Raw genomic sequence first — 20,465 nt, 5'->3', positions numbered from 1 at the left:
AGCCCGGCCAGGGCGGTGGTCCAGCTGCGCTCGGCCACCGCCAGGTCGCGGGCCTGCAGCCAGGCCAGGTAGTCGCGGTAGGGTGTCGGCCGCGGCAGGGCGGCCGGCTGCGCGCCGGCGCCGTACAGCGCGAACAATTCCTGCACCAGCACCGGCAGTGACCAGCCGTCGAGCAGCAGGTGGTGATTGGTCAGCAGCAGCCGGTGGCGGTCTTGCGCCAGGCGCACCAGCGTGAAGCGCAACAGCGGTGCATCGGCCAGGTCGAAGCGGCGCAGGCGGTCTTCGTCCGCGATGCGCCGGCCCTCGCGTTCGCGGGCCGCCGCATCCAGTGCCTGCAGGTCGTGCAGCTGCCAGCGCAGTGGCACCTGGCGCGGCAGGACCTGCACCGGCTCGGCCAGCGGCTCGTGCAGGAAGCGCGCGCCCAGCTGGGGGTGGCGCTGCAGCACGGCCTGGGCGGCATTGCGCAGGCGCGGCAGGTCGAGCGGGCCCTGCAGGTCGAATGCCACCTGCACGACATAGGGGTCCGGCCCCTCGGGCTGGTAGAGGGCGTGGAAGAGCAGGCCCTTCTGCAGCGGCGACAGCGGCAGGATCTCGGCCACCTCGCCGCCTGCCTCGATCTGCTCGATCTGGGCCTGCGCGAGTGTCACGAGCGGCAGGTCCGACGGCGTCAGTCCGCCGGCACGCGGCTGGTCCAGCAGTCGCGCCAGGGCCTGCAAGGCGCGCTGGTAGGTGTGGGCCAGGTCCTCGACCTGCTCGTGCGAGAACAGCTCGCCCGCCCAGCTCCAGTGGGCGACGAACTCGGCGCCGGCATCGCCGTCCAGCGTCACCGCATTGAGCTCGATGGCATGTGCCAGCGACATGCGTGGGTCGCCGTGGGCGGCCAGTTCCTCCGGCGCCGGGCCCCAGTCTTGCGCCTGCCCGGCGCCGAAGCGGCCCAGGTAGTTGAAGCCGATCTGCGGCGCCGGTGCACTGGCCAGCAGCGTGCGGGCTTCGGGATCGAGGTGGCGCAGCACGCCCCAGCCCAGCCCGTTGTCGGGCAGCGCACGCAGCTGCTCCTTGACCCGCTTGACCAGCGCTGCCAGCGGCAGCCCGCCGTCCAGCGCCGCGCCGAGGTCGATGGCCGAGACATCCAGCCGCACCGGAAAGAGGCTGGTGAACCAGCCCACCGTGCGCGACAGGTCCAGCCCGGTGCCTTCGGTCTCGCGGCCGTGTCCTTCGAGGTCGATCAGCACCTGCTCCGCATGCACGCCGGTGCGCCGCTGACGCCAGTCGGCCACGGCCAGCGCGAAAGCGGCCAGCAGCACGTCGTTGACGCGCCCGTGGAAGCGAGCCGGCACCTGCGTCAGCAGGGCCGCGGTGGCGGCGGCCGGCAGGCGCACGCTCAGGCGTTGCGCGGTCGCCTGGGTGTCGCGGGCCGGATCGAGCGGCCGCGCCGACAGCAGCGGGTCTGGCATGCCGAGCAGGGCCGTCCACAGCGGCAGCTCGCTGCGGCGGGTGGCCAGGCCCCGCGGGCTCGCCAGGTGCAAGGCCCAGCTGCGCAGTGAATGGGTGGCGGGCGCGAAAGACGGCGCGGTGCCGTCGCGCGCCGCCTGCCAGGCGGCCTGCAGTTCGGGCAGCAGGATGCGCCACGACACGCCATCGACCGCCAGGTGGTGGATGGTCAGCAGCAGACGGCCGGCCTGCCCGCCGCGATCGAACCAGACGGCCTGCAGCAGCCGGCCCTGGGACGGATCGAGGCGCTCTTCCGCGGCGGCGGCGGCCTCGTCGAGCCGCTGCTGCAGCGCCTGCGCGTCCAGCCCGGCGATGTCGATGCGCCGCAGCGCCTCGCCCGCCGTGGCCGAGCCGGTCTCCGGCACCGTCATGTGCCATTGGCCGTCGTCGGCCTGTGCCAGGCGCAGCCGCAGGGCAGGGTGGCGGTCGAGCAGGGCCTGCAAGGCCGTGTGCAGGGCGTCTTGCTGCAAGCCGGCCGGCACATGCAGCAACACCGACTGGCTGAAGCGCCCGAAGGGGGTGCCGCGGTCCACCAGCCAGCGCATGATGGGCGTGAGCGGCAGCTCGCCGGTGGCCACGTCGGCCAGCTCGGCGGCCGCGGCGGCCAGCGGCCGCGCCACCGCGGCGAGCGCCGCCACGCTCTGGTGCTGGAAGACGTCGCGCGGGGTGATCAGCAGGCCGGCCTGGCGGGCCCGGCTCACCAGCTGGATGGAGATGATGCTGTCGCCGCCGAGGTCGAAGAAGCTGTCGTCGATGCCCACGCGCGGCAGGCCCAGCACTTCGGCGAACAGGGCGGCCAGGGCCGCTTCCTGCGGGTTGCGGGCGGCGCGCTGGCTGGCCGGGGTGAAATCCGGCGCCGGCAGCGCCTTGCGGTCGATCTTGCCGGTGGGCGACAGCGGCATGGCCGGCAGCAGCACCAGCACCGGCTGCATGTGGTCGGGCAGCTGGGTCGCCACCCAGCGGCGGATGTCGCTGAACTGGTCGAAGCTGGACGGGTTGTTCGCCAGGGCGGACAGGTCCGCCTGCATGCGGCCTGGCAGGTACAGGTCGCTGAGGACCGTCCCATCGGCCTCGTCCATGCGCAGGAACAGCACGTCGAGCCGGTGCTCGCCGGCGGCCGACCAGGTGGTGGCCACCCGCAGGCCGAGCCGCTCGCCCAGGGCGTGGAAGTCCTCGGCCGCTGCCGCCGGGCCGGCCAGCAGGCGCGCCCGCACGGCGGCCACCGGTTCACCGCGGCGCAATGCCTGCATGGCCTCGATCTCGGGCTGCAGGTGCAGGTTGGGCACGCCGCTCAGCCGCAGGCTGGCCGGCTGGCGCTGCTCCAGACGGGCCAGCAGCTCGTGGCGGTCGTGCACCTCGGTGCCCCAGGCCAGCGTGGGCAGCGCGGCCGCCGAGCGGGTTTGCAGGGGGCCCTTGCGGAGCACCACTTCGTAGCGGTGGCGGGTCAGCTCGTTGGCATGCCGGCTGCGCTTGGTCTGGATGTCGACGGCCGCGATCCCGGGCAGGGTGTGCGGCAGCTGCGCGAAGAACTCGGGCGCCACCAGCAGCTCCTTCTCGGCCAGCAAGGTCTGCTCGATGCGTCGCTGCAGCGTCGCTGCGTCGGTGCTGTCGTCGGCCTGGTGCAGCTGGATGGCGGTGGCGAAGCTGCGCAACAAGTGCAGGTTGCGGATGTCGCCGAGGTACAGCGCACCGCCGGGCACCAGCCGCTCCAGCGCGTGGCGGATCACGCCCTGCAGGTACTCGGCGTTCGGGAAGTACTGCACCACGGAGTTGATCACGACCACGTCGAACTCACCGCACGGCAGCCCCTCCATCTCATGCGCGGGCTGGGCCCGCAGCACCACGCGGGCGGCCAGCTGCGGCTGACGGTCGACCTCGGCGCGCAGGGTCTCGATGGTGGCGGCCGACAGGTCGGTGCCCCAGTACGCTTCGCAGTGCGGCGCCACCTGCGACAGGATCAGGCCGCTGCCGACGCCGATTTCCAGCACCCGCCTCGGCCGCAGCTCGAGGATGCGCTGCACGGTCGCCGCGCGCCATTCGCGCATCTCGTGCAAGGCGATGGGCTGGCCGTCGTAGCTGCTGCTCCAGCCATGGAAGTTCTCGCCGAACTCGCTGGCCCGGTGTTCGCCGTAGAGGTTTTCGTAGATGGTCTTCCATTCGCCGATCTGGCGCGCTTCCTGGTGCTCGTCGCGGACGGGCGTGGCGTCGCGTTCCAGCACGACATAGCCGACCAGCTGCTTGTGGCCGGGCTGGTCCTCGCGCGCCAGCACGGCCGCCTGCGCCACGGCCGGATGGCGCAGCAGCACGGTCTCGATCTCGCCGAGCTCGATGCGGAAGCCGCGCAGCTTGACCTGGTGGTCGGCACGGCCCAGGTATTCGAGCTGGCCGTCCGGGCGCCAGCGGGCCAGGTCGCCCGAGCGATACAGGCGCTCGCCCGGCACGAAGGGGTGGGCGACGAAGCGCTCGGCCGTCAGGGCCGGCCGCCGCAGGTAGCCGCGCGCGAGCCCGAGGCCGGCAATGTAGAGCTCGCCGGCAACGCCGACCGGCGCGGGCTGCAGTCCATCGTCCAGCACATAGAGCTGGCTGTTGAGGATGGCCCGCCCCATCGGCGGCACGGCCTCGCCGGCCAGCGGCGCGCTCATCGAGGCACACACCGTCGCCTCGGTCGGGCCGTAGGCGTTGATCATGGCGCGGCCGGGCGACCAGGCGCCCACCAGGTGCGGTGCACAGGCCTCGCCGGCCACCACCAGGTGGCTGCATGCGGGCAACGCGTCGGCCGGCATCACCGACAGCGCGGTCGGCGGCAAGGTGGCATGCGTGACCTGCTGTCGCTGCATCAGTTCGGCCAGCGCCTCGCCAGGCAGCAACTGCGGCGCGTCGGCCACCACCAGGGTGGCGCCCGAGAGCAGCGCCATGCACAGCTCCCAGAATGCCGCGTCAAAGCTCAGCGAGGCGAACTGCAGCACCCGGGCCCCGGGCCGCAGGCCCAGGCGCTCGACCTGGCTGGCCAGCAGGCTGGGCACGCCGGTGTGCGTGACCACCACGCCCTTGGGCCGGCCGGTCGAGCCGGAGGTGTAGATCACGTAGGCCGGATGCGCCGGCAGCGGTGGGCGGGCCGGGTTGTCGGTGGCCTGTGCGGCCAGCAGCTGCACCGTGTCCGGCTGGTCCAGCAGCAGGGCCGGCACGCGGTGGGCCGGCAGCCGGGCTTCGACGTCGCGGTGGCTGATCAGCCGCACCGGGCGGGCGTCCTCCAGCATGTAGGCCAGGCGCTCGGCGGGATAGTCGGGGTCCAGCGGCAGGTAGGCGGCGCCGGCCTTCAGGATGCCCAGCACGGCCACCACCATCTCCAGCGAGCGCGGCAGCGCCAGCGCGACGCAGTCCTCGGCGCCGATGCCCTGCGCCTGCAGGGCGTGGGCCAGCCGGTTGGCGCGCGCATTGAGCTGGGCGTAGCTCAGGTGGGTGTCGCCGAAGACGGCGGCGGGCTGCTGCGGATGCTGCTGCACCTGCTGTACGAACAGCTCCGGCACGGTGGCCGGCGCGAGCGGCCGGGCCGTGTCGTTCCACGCGCTCAGCAGGCGGTGGCGTTCCTCGCTCTCCAGCAGGTCGATGCGGCCGATGCGTTGCTGCGGCTCGGCTGCCACCGCTTCGAGCAGGCGCACCAGGCGGCCGGCCAGGGTGCACACAGTGTGTTCGTCGAACAGGTCGGTGGCGTATTCGATGTTGCCGTCCAGGCCCTGCGGGCTGCCGTCGGCGCTGTCGCTTTCGCCGAGATTGAAGAACAGGTCGAACTTCGCGCTCTGGAAGTCGGCCGGCTCCACCGACAGGCGCAGGCCGGGCAGCTCCAGCTCGGGCCGCGGCACGTTCTGCAGCGCCAGGCCGACCTGGAACAGCGCATGGTGGGCGGTGGAGCGCACCGGGTTGAGCCGCTCCACCAGCCGCTCGAAGGGCGCGTCCTGGTGGCCATAGGCGGCCAGCGCGGTGTCGCGCACCTGCTGCAGCAGGGCCTCGAAGCTCGGGTTGCCGGAGGTGTCGGTGCGCAGCACCAGCGTGTTGGCGAAGAAGCCGACCAGCTCGTCCAGGCCCTGGTCGGTCCGCCCGGCGATGGCGGTGCCGAGCGGGATGTCGGTGCCCGCGCCGAGGCGGGTCAGCAGGGCGGCCAGCCCGGCCTGCAGCACCATGAACAGGCTGGCCTGCTGGCGGTGTGCCAGCTTCAGCAGCCGGGCATGCAGGGCCGGCTCGATGCGCAGCGGCACCTGGCGGCCGCGGTAGCTGGCGACGGCCGGGCGCGGCCGGTCGCAGGGCAGGTCCAGGCGCTCCGGCAGGCCCTGCAGCGCCTGCTGCCAATAGCCGAACTGCCGCGCGATCAGGCTGGTGGGATCGTCCTCGTCGCCAAGCAGCTGTTGCTGCCACAGCGTGTAGTCGGCGTATTGCAGCGGCAGGGGTGCCCAGGCCGGCGCCCGGCCCTGCAGCCGGGCGGCATAGGCCTGCCCGAGGTCGCGTGCCAGCGGCGCCATCGAGCCGCCATCCGCGGCGATGTGGTGCACCAGCACCAGCAGCACATGCTCCTGCGGCGCCAGGCGAAACAGACGGGCCCGCAGCGGGATCTCGCTGCTCAGGTCGAAGCGGTGGCGCGCGGCGTCGAGCAGCGCGCCGGGCAGGGCGGCCTCGTCCAGCTCGACCGTGTCGAGCGGCGGCTGCGCCGTATCGGCCGGCAGCACTTGCTGGATCGGCTGGCCGTCGGCTTCGAGGAACACCGTGCGCAGGCTTTCATGGCGGGCCACCACGTCGCCCAGGGCCGCATGCAGCGCGCCAGCGTCCAGCGTGCCGGACAGGCGCAGCGGCATCGGGATGTTGTAGGTGCTGCCTTGCTCCTCGAACTGCTGGATGAACCACAGCCGCCGCTGGGTGTGCGACAGCGGCAGCTGCTGCGGCCGTGGCCGCGGTTGCAGTGGCGGGCGGGCCGCCTGCGCCTGCGGCAGCTGGCGCGCCAGGCTGTCCACCGTCGGGTGCTCGAACAGGGCACGGATGGACAGCTCCACGTCCAGCTCCGCGCGCACGCGGCTGACCAGCCGGGTGGCCAGCAGCGAATGGCCGCCGAGCTCGAAGAAGTGATCGTCGATGCCGACACGCTCCAGGCCCAGCACCTCGGCGAACAGCGCGCACAGTGCCGCTTGTTGCGCGGTGGCCGGGGCCCGGTAGCCGCCGGCGTCCTGGGCGAGGTCCGGGGCCGGCAGGGCACGGCGGTCGACCTTGCCATTGGGGGTCAGCGGCAGCGCCTGCAATGCCACGAAGGCGGCCGGCAGCATGTAGTCGGGCAGCGAGCGGCCGAGCTGCCGGCGCAGCGCGGCGCTGTCCAGGGCCTCGGCCGGCATGGTCAGGTAGGCCACCAGCCGGGCCTGGCCCGGCTGGTCCTCGCGGACCACCACCACGTTGTGGGGGTGGCCCAGGCGGGCCAGCGCGGCCTCGATCTCGCCCAGCTCGATGCGGAAGCCGCGGATCTTGACCTGCTGGTCGACCCGGCCAAGGCATTCGAGCTGGCCGTCGGCCCGCCAGCACGCCAGGTCGCCGGTGCGGTACATCCGCTGCCCGGACTCGTGCGGGTTGGCCACGAAGCGCTCGGCCGTCAGGCCGGGCCGCCCCAGGTAGCCGCGCGCCAGGCCGTCGCCGGCGATGTACAACTCGCCGGCCACACCGACGGGCACCGGCTGCAGGGCCGCGTCGAGCACATAGAGCCGGGTGTTGTCGATCGGCTGGCCGATGGTGATGGCCTTGCCGGGGGCGACACGCGCGAGGCTCGACCAGATGGTGGTCTCGGTCGGGCCGTACATGTTCCACAGCTCGCCGGCGCCGCCCAGCTCGGCGGCCAGCTCGGGTGGCAAGGCCTCGCCGCCGCACAGCAGGCGCATGCCAGGCTCGGCTTGCCAGCCGCAGCTGCGCAGCATCTGCCAGCTGGCCGGCGTGGCCTGGATCAAGGTCGGCCGGGCCTGCGCGATGTACTGGCTCAGGCGCGGGCCGTCCATGGCCAGCTCGCGTTGCAGCAGGTGCAGCTGCGCGCCGCACAGCAGGGGCAGGTACAGCTCGAGCCCCGCGATGTCGAAGGAGACCGGCGTCAGTGCCAGCACGATGCCGCTTGCGTCCAGACCCGGCTGCTGCCGCATGGCCTGCAGGAAGTTGGCGAGCGCGCGGTGCTCGATGGTGACGCCCTTGGGCCGGCCGGTGGAACCGGAGGTGTAGATCACATAGGCCGGATGGCGATCGCTGAGCGGGCGCACCCGGTCCTGCGGGCGCGGCGCCGTGTCGCGGGCGCGGGCAAGTGCCGCCTGCACGGCCGGATCGTCCAGCAGCAGGGCCGGGTCATGGGGCGGCAGGCTGGCGAGGCTGCCGGTCTGGGCCAGCAGCAGGGCGGGACGGGCGTCATCCAGCATGTAGGCCAGCCGCTCGCTCGGGTAGTCGAGGTCCAGCGGCAGGTAGGCCGCACCCGCCTTGAGCACCGCCAGCAGGGCGACGACCAGGTCGGCCGAGCGCGGCAGGGCCAGCGCCACCCGGTCTTCGGGGCCGATGCCCCGGCCGATCAACAGGTGGGCGAGGCGGTTGGCGCGGCGGTCGAGTTCGGCGTAGCTGAGGGTCTCGCCGTTGCAGACGAGGGCGACCGCATGCGGCGTGAGCGCCACCTGCCGCTCGATGCCGGCTGGCAGCAGCCACTGTGGCAGCGGCCGGGCGGTGTCGTTCCAGTCCAGCAGCAGCTGGCGGCGTTCGCGGCCGTCGAGCAGGTCGATGCTGGTGATCGGTCGCGACGGGTCGGCCGCGACGGCGTCGAGCAGCTGCAGCAGGCGGCGGCCGAGTTGTTCAACGCTGGCAGCGTCGAACAGGTCGCAGGCATATTCCAGCCGGCAGTGCAGTCCGCAGGGCGTGCCGTCGGCCTGGCGCTGCTCGCTGAAGTCGAAGCTGAGGTCGAACTTGGCCGCGGCGGTGTCCAGCGGCAGCGGGGTCGCGCTCAGCTTCGGCAGGGCCAGGCGGGGCGTTGCGGTGTTCTGCAGCACCAGCAGCACCTGGAACAGCGGATGGTGCGACAGGGAGCGCACCGGGTTGAGCACTTCCACCAGCTGCTCGAAGGGCAGGTCCTGGTGTTCGTAAGCCGCCAGGTCGGCCTGGCGCACGCGCTCCAGCAGCTCGGCGAAGCCGGGGTGGCCGCTGGTGTCGGTGCGCAGCACCAGGGTGTTGATGAACAGGCCGACCAGCTCGTCCAAGGCACTGTCAGAGCGGCCCGCCACCGGGCTGCCCAGCACGATGTCGTAGCCGGCGCCCAGGCGGGTCAGCAGCGCGGCCAGCGCGGCCTGCAGCACCATGAACAGCGTGGCCTGCCGCTCCTGGGCGAGCGCGGCCAGGCGCTGGTGCAACCCAGCCGGCACGCTGAGGGCGATGGCGGCCCCGCGCTGGCTGGGCAGCGGTGGCCGGGGCCGGTCGGTCGGCAGCGCCAGCTGCTCAGGGATGCCGCGCAGCGCTTCTCGCCAGTAGGCGACCTGGGTCGACAGCCGGCTGCCGGTGTCGGCCTCGTCGCCGAGCAGCTGCTGTTGCCACAGGGTGTAGTCGGCGTACTGCACCGGCAGCGGCGCCCAGGCCGGGGCCTGGCCGTGGCAGCGTGCGGTGTAGGCCTGGGCCAGGTCGCGCGCCAGTGGGGCGAGCGAGGCACCGTCTGCGGCAATGTGGTGCAGCACCAGCATCAGCACTTGTTGGGCCGGGGCCAGGCGCAGCAGCGTGGCGCGCAGCGGCAGGTCCTGCGTCAGGTCGAAGGCATGGGCGGCGGCCTGACGCAGGTCGTCGGCCAGGCGGGCGTCGCTGCTGTCGATCAGCTGCAGGTGCGGCTCGGCCTGCTGCAGCACCTGCTGGCAGGGCGGATGGGTGTCGGGGAAGCGGGTGCGCAGGCTCTCGTGGCGGGCCAGCAGGTCGCCCAGGGCGGCACGCAGGGCGGCGACATCGAGCTCGCCGTCCAGGCGCAGTGCGAGCGGGATGTTGTAGGTGGCGCTGGGCCCTTCGAACTGGTGCAGGAACCACAGGCGGCGCTGCGCGAAGGACAGCGGCAGCGTGGCCGGGCGGGGTTGTGGCAGCAGCGGCGGGCGGGCCTGGCCGGCGGCGGCGAGCTGGCGGGCCAGCGCCTCGACGGTGGGCGACTCGAACAGCGTGCGGATGGCGACTTCCACGCCCAGCGTGCTGCGGATGCGGCTGACCAGCCGGGTGGCCAGCAGCGAGTGGCCGCCGAGGGCGAAGAAGCTGTCGTCGATGCCGACCTGTGGCAGGCCGAGCACCTCGGCGAAGAGGGTGCACAGCAGCTGCTCCTGCGCGGTGCGCGGGGCGCGGGTGCTGGCGGGGGTGAAGTCGGGGGCGGGCAGGGCCTTGCGGTCGAGCTTGCCGTTGGGGGTGAGCGGCAGGGCGGGCAGCGTGACGAAGGCGGCCGGCACCATGTACTCGGGCAGGCGCTCGGCAAGCTGCTGGCGCAGGGCCGGGGCGTCCAGCGGGGCGGTGGTGACGAGGTAGGCGACGAGCTGCTTGTGGCCGGCCTGGTCCTCGCGGGCGATGACGCTGTTGTGGGGGAAGCCGAGCGCGGCCAGGGCCGCCTCGATCTCGCCGAGCTCGATGCGGAAGCCACGTACCTTGACCTGCTGGTCGGCCCGGCCGAGGTAGTCGAGCTGGCCGTCCTCGCGCCAGCGGGCCAGGTCGCCGGAGCGGTACATGCGCTGGCCGGGCGTGAAGGGGTTGGCCACGAAGCGCTCGGCCGTCAGGCCGGGGCGCTGCAGGTAGCCGCGCGCCAGGCCATCGCCGGCGATGTACAGCTCGCCGGCCACGCCGGGCGGCAGCGGCCGCAACGCCAGGTCGAGCACGTACAGCTGGGTGTTCCAGATCGGCGCGCCGATCGGCACGGTGCTGCCGCGCTCGTCGTCGCGGCAGGCCCAGGAGGTGACGTCGATGGCTGCTTCGGTCGGGCCGTAGAGGTTGTGCAAGGGACGCCCGAGCCGGGCACGCACCCGGTCACGCAGGGCACCTGGCAGGGCTTCGCCGCTGCAGAGGATGCGGCGCAGGCCGGTGCAGCCGGTGCTGGCCGGCTCGTCCAGGAAGGCCTCCAGCATCGACGGCACGAAGTGGACGGTGGTGACCGCTTCACGCTGGATCAGGCTGGCCAGGTAGGCCGGGTCGCGATGGCCGTCGGGGCGGGCCAGCACCAGGCGTGCGCCCTGCAGCAAGGGCCAGAAGAACTCCCACACCGAGACGTCGAAGCTCGACGGCGTCTTCTGCAGCACCGTGTCGCTGCCGTCCAGCTGGTATTCGGCCTGCATCCAGGCCAGCCGGTTGACCAGGCCGGCGTGGGTGTTGACGGCGCCCTTCGGGCGGCCGGTGGAGCCGGAGGTGTAGATGACGTAGGCCGGATGCAGCGGGGCCAGCGGGCGCACCCGCTGCGCATTGCTTGGCGCGTGCGCCGGGCCGCTTGCCAGGGCCGCTTGCAGGGCGGGGTCGTCCAGCGCCAGCAGCGCATGGCCGCCGGGCAGGCGGGCCGCCACGTCGGCGCGAGTCAGCACGCAGGCGGGTGCCGCATCACCGAGCATGTAGGCGAGGCGCTCGGCCGGGTAGTCGGTGTCCAGCGGCAGCCAGGCGGCACCGGTCTTGGTGACGGCGCAGAGCGCCACCATGAGATCGAGCGAGCGCGGCAAGGCGACCCCCACCGTCTGCTCGGCGCCGATGCCTTGCGCGATCAGGTGGTGAGCCAGCCGGTTGGCCCGCAGATGCAGTTCGGCGTAGCTGAGGGACTCGCCCTCGAAGCTGACCGCGATGGCATGCGGCGTGAGGGCGGCCTGGCGCTCGAGCAGGTCCGGCAGGCAGCCCGGGGGCAGGGCGTGGGCGGTGGTGTTCCAGCCGGTGAGCACCTGCTCGCGCTCGGCCGGTCCGATCAGCGGCAGGCGGCCGACCGGTTGTGCCGGGTCGGTGGCCAGGGCCCCCAGGATGTGCAGGTAGCCGGTGGCAATGGCCTGGGCGGCGGCCGGCGTGAAGACGTCGGGGCGCCAGCTGAACTTCAGCGTCAGCGCCTCGCCCGGCACGGCCACCAGGCCGAGCGGGTAGTGCGAGGAGTCGCCACCGTGGTGGCTGTGCAGGGCCAGGCGCAAGCCGCTTGCAGCGGCGCCCAGCGTCTCCTTGCCGAGGGGGAAGTTCTCGAACACCACCAGGGTGTCGAACAGCTCCGGCAGCCCGGCCAGTTGCTGGATCTCGGTCAGCCCCAGGTGCTGGTGCTCCAGCAATGCGGACTGCTGCTGCTGCAGGCGGGCCAGCAGGGCCTGGACCGGTTCCTCGGGGCGCAGCTGCAAGCGCAGCGGCACGGTGTTGATGAACAGGCCCACCATGCGCTCGACGCCTGGCAACTCGGGAGGCCGGCCGGACACGGTGGTACCGAACACCACGTCGTCGCGGTGGCTCAGCTGGCCCAGCAGCAAGGCCCAGGCGGCCTGCACCAAGGTGTTCAAGGTCAGCCCGAGGCGGCGCGCCAGCTGCGTCAGCGGTTCGCACTGCTCGCGCGGCAGCTGGAGGGTCAGGAGCTCGGGCAGCACGCTGGCCGCGCGGCGGGGCGCCACCCGGGTCGGCTCCTCCACGCCGGCCAGGGCGGCCTGCCAGGCCAGCCGGGCGGCCGGCCGGTCCCGCGAGGCGAGCCAGGCCAGGTAGTCGCGGTAGGGTGCCACGTGCGGCAGGGTGGTGGCCGTGCTGCCCTCGCCGTACAGCGTGAACAGCTCCTGCAACAGCAGCGGGGTCGACCAGCCGTCCAGCAGGATGTGGTGGCTGGTGAAGATCAGGCGATGGCATTCGGCATCCAGGCGGGCCAGCGTGAAGCGCAGCAGCGGTGCACGGTGCAGCTCGAAGCCCTGGCGCTGGTCATGGCGCAGCAGCGCCTCGAAGGCCGCTTGGCGGCGTTCGGCCGGCTCATCGCTCAGGTCGACCTCCTCCCAGGGCAGGGCCACCTCGCCGGCGATCAGCTGCAGCGGGGCCTGCCCTGCGGGCTGGACGAAGGCCGCCCCCAGGTTCGGATGGCGCCGCAGCAGCGCCGCCGCGGCGGCCCGCAGCGCGCCCGCATCGAGCGGGCCGTCGAGCGAGAACACCATCTGGGTGACATAGGCGTCGGCGGCCTGCCCGTCGTAGAGCGCGTGGAACAGGAAGCCGTGCTGCAGCGGCGTCAGCGGCAGGATGTCGACCAGCCCGGGATGCTGCGATTGCAGGGCGTCGATGGTGGCCTGGTCGAGGCCGGCCAGGGGCACGTCGGAAGGCGTGAGGGCGGCGCCGGAGGCCTGGGCCGCGTCGTGGGCGATGCGGCGCAGGGCGGCGAACCAGGAGTTGGCGAGGTCGTGGACGGCGGCGTGGTCGAGCAGCCGGGCGGCCCAGCCCCAGTGGGCGACGAGCTCGGGGCCGTGGGGGCCGTCCTGGGTGAGGGCGTTGAGCTCGAGCACATGGGCCAGGGGCTGCAGGGAATCGCTGCCGCCACCGAAGCTGCCCTCGTCGGGGGCGACGCTCCAGTCCTGGGCGGGCTGGCCGACGGCGAAGCGGCCGAGGTAGTTGAAGCCGATCTGCGGGGCAGGCAGGGCACGCAGCTGCTCGCGGGAAGGGGCGTGCAGGTGGCGCAGCAAGCCCCAGCCGATGCCCTGCTCGGGCAGGCGGCGCAGCTGCTCCTTGGTGTGCTTGAGGGCGCGCTGCAGCGCGGGGCCGCCGCTGCGCAGGGCCTCGGCGACATCGACGTCGGGCAGCTCGAGCTGGACCGGGAAGAGGCTGGTGAACCAGCCGACGGTGCGCGAGAGGTCGGCGCCGGGCACGATGTCCTCGCGGCCATGGCCCTCGAGGTCGAAGCGCAGGCGGGGCAGCGCACCGCGGCCCAGGCGCTGGCGCCAGTCGATGACGGCCAGCGCGAAGGCGGCCAGCAGGACATCGTTGACGCGGCCGTGGATGCGCTCGGGGGCCTGGGTGAGCAGGCACTGGGTGGTGGCGCTGTCCAGGCGCTGGCTGAGGCTGAGCTGGCTGGAGAAGGTGTCGAGCCGGGGGTCCAGCGGGAGGCTGGCCAGCGGCGGGTCCTCGCCCTGCAGCTGGGCCTGCCACAGGGGCAGCTGTTCGGTGCGGGCGGCGGCGGCGGCGGGCAGGGCGAGCGCCCATTGGCGCCAGGAGGTGGGCACCGGTGGCAGGGCGATGGGGTGGGGGTCGGCGCTGGCGAGCCAGGCGGCCTGCAGGTCCTGGGTGAGGATGCGCCAGGAGACGCCGTCGACGGCCAGGTGGTGGATGAGCAGCAGCAGCCGGGAGTCGGGGCCGAGGTCGAACCACACGGCCTGCAGCAGCCGGGCGGCCAGCGGGTCGAGGCGGTCCTGGGCGGCCTGGGCGTGCTGGCGCAGCAGCTCGGGGGTCAGGCGCTCGAGCGGCACGTGGTGCAGGCAGTCGGCGGCCAGGACGCTGCCGACGGGCAGCACCGCCAGCTGGTGGCCGGGCTGCAGGCACAGCCGCAGGGCGTGGTGGTGGTCGAGCAGGGCCTGCAGCGCGCGCAGCAGGCGCTCGTGCTGCAGGGGCGGCACCTGTAGCAGCAGCGACTGCTGGAAGTGCTGCAGCGGGCCGCCCTGCTCGAGCAGGTCCTGGATGATGGGGGTGGCCGGCAGCGGGCCGACCGGCTCGACGGCTGGCGTGTGCTCGGTCGGCTGCAGCGGCACGGCCACGGCGGCCAGGGCGTGCACGCACTGGTGCTGGAAGACGTCGCGGGCGCTCAGGCGCAGGCCGGCCTGGCGGGCGCGGCTGACGAGCTGGATGGAGCTGATGCTGTCGCCGCCGAGGGCGAAGAAGCTGTCGTCGATGCCGACCTGTGGCAGGCCGAGCACCTCGGCGAAGAGGGCGCACAGCAGCTGCTCCTGCGCGGTGCGCGGGGCGCGGGTGCTGGTGGGGGTGAAGTCGGGGGCGGGCAGGGCCTTGCGGTCGAGCTTGCCGTTGGGGGTGAGCGGCAGGGCGGGCAGCGTGACGAAGGCGGCCGGCACCATGTACTCGGGCAGGCGCTCGGCGAGCTGCTGGCGCAGGGCGTTGCGGTCCAGCGGCGCGGACGCAGGCAGGTAGGCGACGAGCTGCAGGTGGCCGGGCCGGTCCTCGCGGCCGATGACCGCGCAGCCCGGGTGGCCGCAGTGGGCCAGCGCGGCCTCGACCTCGGCGGGCTCGATGCGGAAGCCGCGCACCTTGAGCTGCTGGTCGGCGCGGCCGAGGTACTCCAGCAGGCCGTCGGCGCGCCAGCGGACGAGGTCGCCGCAGCGGTACAGGCGCTGGCCCGGGGAGAAGGGGTTGGCGACGAAGCGCTCGGCGCTCAGTGCCGGGCGGCCGAGGTAGCCGCGGGCCAGGCCGGGGCCGGCGATGTAGAGCTCGCCGGGCACGCCCGGGGGCACCGGGTGCAGGCGCTCGTCGAGCACGTAAAGCCGGGTGTTGCGCAGCGGCGAGCCGATGGTGTTGCGGCTGGTGCGGGGGTCGATGGCGGCATGGCAGGCATCGACGGTGCACTCGGTGGGGCCGTAGAAGTTGTAGGCGCGCACGTGCGGGGCGGCGAGCAGGGCACGCCACTGGGACTCGCCCAGGGCCTCGCCGCCGAGCACCAGGGCGCGGGGCCAGCCGCGCCCGGGCTGCAGCAGGCCCAGCGGGTGGAGCTGCTCGAAGTGGGTGGGAGTGAGGTCGAGCACGTCGATGCGGTGGCGCAGGACGTGGTCGAGCAGCAGCTCGGCGTCGCGGCGGGTGGCATCGTCCAGCAGGTGCAGCTCGTGGCCGGCGGCCATCCACAACAGGCCTTCCAGGGCGGTGTCGAAGGCGAACGGCGCGGTCAGGGCGAAGCGGGCACGGGGCTCGGCGCTGCCGTGCAGCACCGAGGGGAAGAAGGTCTCGAGGTGGTGGGCCAGCAGGTTGGCCAGGCCGGCGTGGGGCAGCACCACGCCCTTGGGGGTGCCGGTGGAGCCGGAGGTGTAGATGACATAGGCCGGGTGCTGCAGCAGCAGCGGTCGGCGGCGCTCGGCGTCGCCCGGCGGGTGGTCGGGGGCCGAGGCGAGGGCCTGTTGCGCGGCGGGGGTGTCCAGGCACAGGGCGGGGAGGGGGGCGGCGAGTTCGTGGGCCAGGCGGTGCTCGGCGATGAGCAGCACGGGGCGGGCGTCGGCGAGCAGCTCGCGCTGGCGGGTGCCGAGGTGGGCGGGCTCCAGGGGCAGGAAGGCGGCGCCGGCCTTGAGCACGCCGAGCAGGCAGGCGAGCAGGTCCAGCGAGCGGGGCAGGGCCAGGGCGACGATGTCCTCGGGGCCGATGCCGCGGGCGATGAGGGTGTGGGCGACGCGGTTGGCGCGGCGGTCGAGCTCGGCGTAGCTGAGGGTGCTGCCGTGGCAGGTGGCGGCAATGGCCTGCGGCGTGAGGCGGGCCTGTTGCTCGAAGGCGGTGTGCAGCGGCGGGCAGGCCGGTGCCCGGGCGGTGTCGTTCCACTGCAGTAGCAGTTGCTGCCGCTCGCCGGCGTCGAGCAGGTCGATGTCGCCGATGGCTTGCGTCGGGTCGGCCGCCACCGCTTGCAGCAGGCGCAGCAGGCGGGCGGCGAGGCTGTGTGCAGTGGCGGTGTCGAACAGATCGGTGGCGTATTCCAGCAGGCCCTGCAGGCCGGCGGGCGAGCCGTCGGCCTGGCGCTGCTCGGTGAAGTCGAAGCTGAGGTCGAACTTCGCGATGGCGAAGTCGAAGTGCGTTTCGCGGCAGGCCAGGCCGGGCAGGGACAATGCAGTGCTGCCCTCGTTCTGCAACATCAGCATGACCTGGAACAGCGGATGGTGCGACAGCGAGCGCACCGGGTTGATCTGCTCGACCAAGTGCTCGAAGGGCAGGTCCTGGTGCTCGTAGGCGGCCAGGTCGGCCTGGCGCACCCGCTCCAGCAAGGTGTCGAAGCCCGGGTTGCCGGCGGTGTCGGTGCGCAGCACCAGGGTGTTGATGAACAGGCCCACCAGGTCGTCCAGCGCACTGTCGGTGCGCCCGGCGATCGGGCTGCCCAGCGGGATGTCGGTGCCGGCGCCCAGCCGCGTCAGCAGCGTGGCGAGTGCCGCCTGCAGCACCATGAACAGCGTGACCCGGTGCGCGTGGGCGACCGCGAGCAACTGCCGGTGCAGCGCCGCATCGATCGTGAAGCGCAGGTGCTGCCCGCGCTGGCTGGACACCGGCGGGCGGGGCCGGTCGGTCGGCAAGGGCAGTTGCTCGGGAATGCCACGCAGGGCTTCCGACCAATACGCGATCTGGGCCGACAGCCGGCTCGTAGGGTCGCTCTCCTCACCCAGCAGCTGCTGTTGCCACAAGGTGTAGTCGGCGTACTGCACCGGCAGCGGCGCCCAGGCCGGGGCCTGGCCTTGCAGGCGGTCCGTATAGGCCTGCGCCAGGTCGCGCGCCAGCGGGCCCATCGAGGCGCCGTCGCCGGCAATGTGGTGCAGCACCAGCATCAGCACCTGTTGGGCCGGGGCCAGGCGCAGCAGTGTGGCGCGCAGCGGCAGGTCCTGCGCCAGGTCGAAGGCATGGGCGGCGGCCTGACGCAGGTCGTCGGCCAGGCGGGCGTCGCTGCTGTCGATCAGCTGCAGGTGCGGCTCGGCCTGCTGCAGCACCTGCTGGCAGGGCGGATGGGTGTCGGGGAAGCGGGTGCGCAGGCTCTCGTGGCGGGCCAGCAGGTCGCCCAGGGCGGCACGCAGGGCGGCGACATCGAGCTCGCCGTCCAGGCGCAGTGCGAGCGGGATGTTGTAGGTGGCGCTGGGCCCTTCGAACTGGTGCAGGAACCACAGGCGGCGCTGCGCGAAGGACAGCGGCAGCGTGGCCGGGCGGGGTTGTGGCAGCAGCGGCGGGCGGGCCTGGCCGGCGGCGGCGAGCTGGCGGGCCAGCGCCTCGACGGTGGGCGACTCGAACAGCGTGCGGATGGCGACTTCCACGCCCAGCGTGCTGCGGATGCGGCTGACCAGCCGGGTGGCCAGCAGCGAGTGGCCGCCGAGGGCGAAGAAGCTGTCGTCGATGCCGACCTGTGGCAGGCCGAGCACCTCGGCGAAGAGGGTGCACAGCAGCTGCTCCTGCGCGGTGCGCGGGGCGCGGGTGCTGGCGGGGGTGAAGTCGGGGGCGGGCAGGGCCTTGCGGTCGAGCTTGCCGTTGGGGGTGAGCGGCAGGGCAGGCAGCGTGACGAAGGCGGCCGGCACCATGTACTCGGGCAGGCGCTCGGCAAGCTGCTGGCGCAGGGCCGGGGCGTCCAGCGGGGCGGTGGTGACGAGGTAGGCGACGAGCTGCTTGTGGCCGGCCTGGTCCTCGCGGGCGATGACGCTGTTGTGGGGGAAGCCGAGCGCGGCCAGGGCCGCCTCGATCTCGCCGAGCTCGATGCGGAAGCCACGTACCTTGACCTGCTGGTCGGCCCGGCCGAGGTAGTCGAGCTGGCCGTCCTCGCGCCAGCGGGCCAGGTCGCCGGAGCGGTACATGCGCTGGCCGGGCGTGAAGGGGTTGGCCACGAAGCGCTCGGCCGTCAGGCCGGGGCGCTGCAGGTAGCCGCGCGCCAGGCCGCTGCCGGCGATGTACAGCTCGCCGGCCACGCCCGGCGGCAGCGGCCGCAGCGCACCGTCCAGCACATAGGCCTGCATGTTGTCCAGCGGCGTGCCGATGGGCACGCTGTGGGCCTGCTCGTCGAGCCGGGGCACCGCATGGCTCAGCGCGAAGGTGGTGGTTTCGGTCGGGCCGTAGCCGTTGACGACCTGCAGCGCGGGGTGCAGCGCCTGCAGGCGGCGGATGGCGCTGGCCGACAGCACATCGCCACCGGCCCACACCTGGCGCAGCGGCGCGAACAGCGCCGGGGCCGAGTCGGCCAGCTCATGGAAGAGCCCGGCGGTCATCCACAGGCTGGTGACGCCGGCCTGTGCGACCAAGCGCTGCAGCTCGGCGGCATCGAGCTGGCCGGGGGGCGCGACGACGATGCGCCCGCCGTTGAGCAGGGGCACCCACAGCTCGTAGGTGGAGGCATCGAAGGCATGCGGCGCCTGCAGCAGCACGCAATCGTGGCCGGCCTGGAAGCGGCGGTCCTGGGCGAACTCGGCGATGTCGCGCTGGCGCACCGCGACACCCTTTGGGGTGCCGGTGGAGCCGGAGGTGTACATCACGTAGGCCAGCTGCTCGGGATGGGCGGCGGCCGGCCGGCGGGCCGGGGGCCGCTGCAGCGGCGGCAGCGGGCGGTCCAGGCGCAGCAGCTGAGCGCGGTGGCCGTCGAGCTGCAGGAAGCCGCGGCCGTCGATGCTGGCATCGGCCAGCAGCACGCGGGCGCCAGTGTCGCGCAGCAGCTGCACCAGGCGGGCATCGGGGTGCTGCTCGTGCAGCGGCAGGTAGTAGCCGCCGGCCTTGAGCACCGCCAGCTCGGCGATGACGAGCTCGGGCGAGCGTTGCAGGAAGAGGGCCACGCCTTGCTCGGCACCGATGCCCAGGTCGTTCAGGACATGAGCGAGTCGGTTCGCCTCTTCATCGAGCTGCGCATAAGTGAAGCATCGGTCGGCAGCCGTGAGAGCGATGGCCTGCGGCCGGCTGGCCACCTGCTGGTCGAACAAGGCCAGGGGCGTCGCGGCGGGCAGCGGCCGCGGAGCCGGCTGCCAGTCGAGCAGCAATTGCCGGCGCTGCGCCGCGTCCAGCAGATCGATCCGGGCCAGAGGGCGGTACGGATCGGCAAGGCCCTGCTCGATGAAGCGCAGCAAGCGCCTGAGGTGCCAGGCCACCTCGGCCTCGCTGTAGGTCTGCGCATTGGCGTCCAGATGCAGCTCGCACTCCGACGTGCCGAGTTGTCCCTGCACCGTGACCGCGAGATCATCCACCGGCCCGTTGGAGAGGGAGTGCAAGCGCGCCGGCACACCAGCCAGCGTGAACGCGAAGTCGAAGGGCAGGATGTTGATGCGCGGTCCGAAGGACGCGACCCGCCCGCTGCCACCATGGAAGCCGCGGATGTCCTTGCCACGGAAGTTCTGGTGCTTGAGTGCCTTGAGGATCTCCCGCCCGGCCTGCTGCGCGAGCTGCGCCAGGCTGGCATGGGGGGCGAAGGCCAGCTTCAAGGGCAGCGTGTTGGCCAGCATGCCGAGCGCCTGGCGTGTCGCCCGGCTGCGGGCGGCCACGGGGAAGTCGAACACCATGTCCGGCCGGTTGGCGATCGACTGCAGATAGGCCGCGGTGGCGGCCGTGAGCAGCTGCGGCCATGGGCTGCCCGTGCGCCGCTCCGCCTGCAGCAGCGCTGTGGCGAGTGCCTCCGGAATGAAGCAGGTCTGGCGCCGAAAGGCCCGCGCGTGAGGTGCCTGCCGCCCGCTCAGCGGGCCAGCCTCCGGCGCCTGGGCCAGGTACTGGCGCCAATGCTCGGCGTCGGCTTGGTAGCGATCCGAGCTGCGGTAGAGTCGGTCCTCGGCGAGCAGGTCGGCGAACGGCCCGAAGCCGCATTCCTCCGCGGCCTGTCCCGCGCACAAGGCGTTGTAGACGTCCACCACCCGGCGGACGATGAGCGTCAGGCTCTGGCCGTCGATGATGACGTGGTGATAACGCTGGTACCAGACGAAGTGCGCCGGCCCGAGCTTGAACAGTTCATAGGTGTAGAGCCGGTCCGACAGGAGGTCGAACACGGTGGCTGCGTCGTCGCGCATCCTTTCCTGGGCGGCCCGCAGGGGTCGGTCTTCGCCGGACAGGTCGGTCACGCGCAGCGGTGTGGCAGCCCGAGGGCCGATGTGCTGGTGCGGGCCTTCATCGTCCTGCGTGAGCCGCAAGCGCAGCGCTTCGGCTTCTTCCTGCACCTGGCGGATGGCGGCTTCGAAGCGGCCAAGGTCGAGATCGCCGCGGATGTCGAGCCAGCCGCAGCTGTCATACAGCGGGTTCGCCGGATCGAGCTGCTGCGCGAACCACATCTCCAGCTGCGGTGCCGACAAGGGCAGGCGATCTACATGACTCAT

The 20,465-nt window shown here is 73.1% G+C and carries 1 protein-coding gene (cut by a window edge); it reads right to left on the bottom strand.

Annotated elements, in window-relative coordinates:
* Positions 1-20,465 carry the 5' portion of a non-ribosomal peptide synthase/polyketide synthase gene (locus N7L95_RS08555; RefSeq protein WP_301259394.1) on the bottom strand. 7,144 nt of this gene lie to the left of the window's left edge, so 20,465 of the gene's 27,609 nt are visible here — the first part of the coding sequence; the start codon lies at positions 20,463-20,465; its stop codon lies beyond the left edge, outside the window.

The organism is Eleftheria terrae (genome assembly GCF_030419005.1).
GTDB classification, from domain to species: Bacteria; Pseudomonadota; Gammaproteobacteria; order Burkholderiales; family Burkholderiaceae_C; genus Caldimonas; species Caldimonas terrae.
The sequence above is the reverse complement of the archived record's forward strand: the minus strand, read 5'-3'. Positions and strand labels throughout refer to the sequence as shown.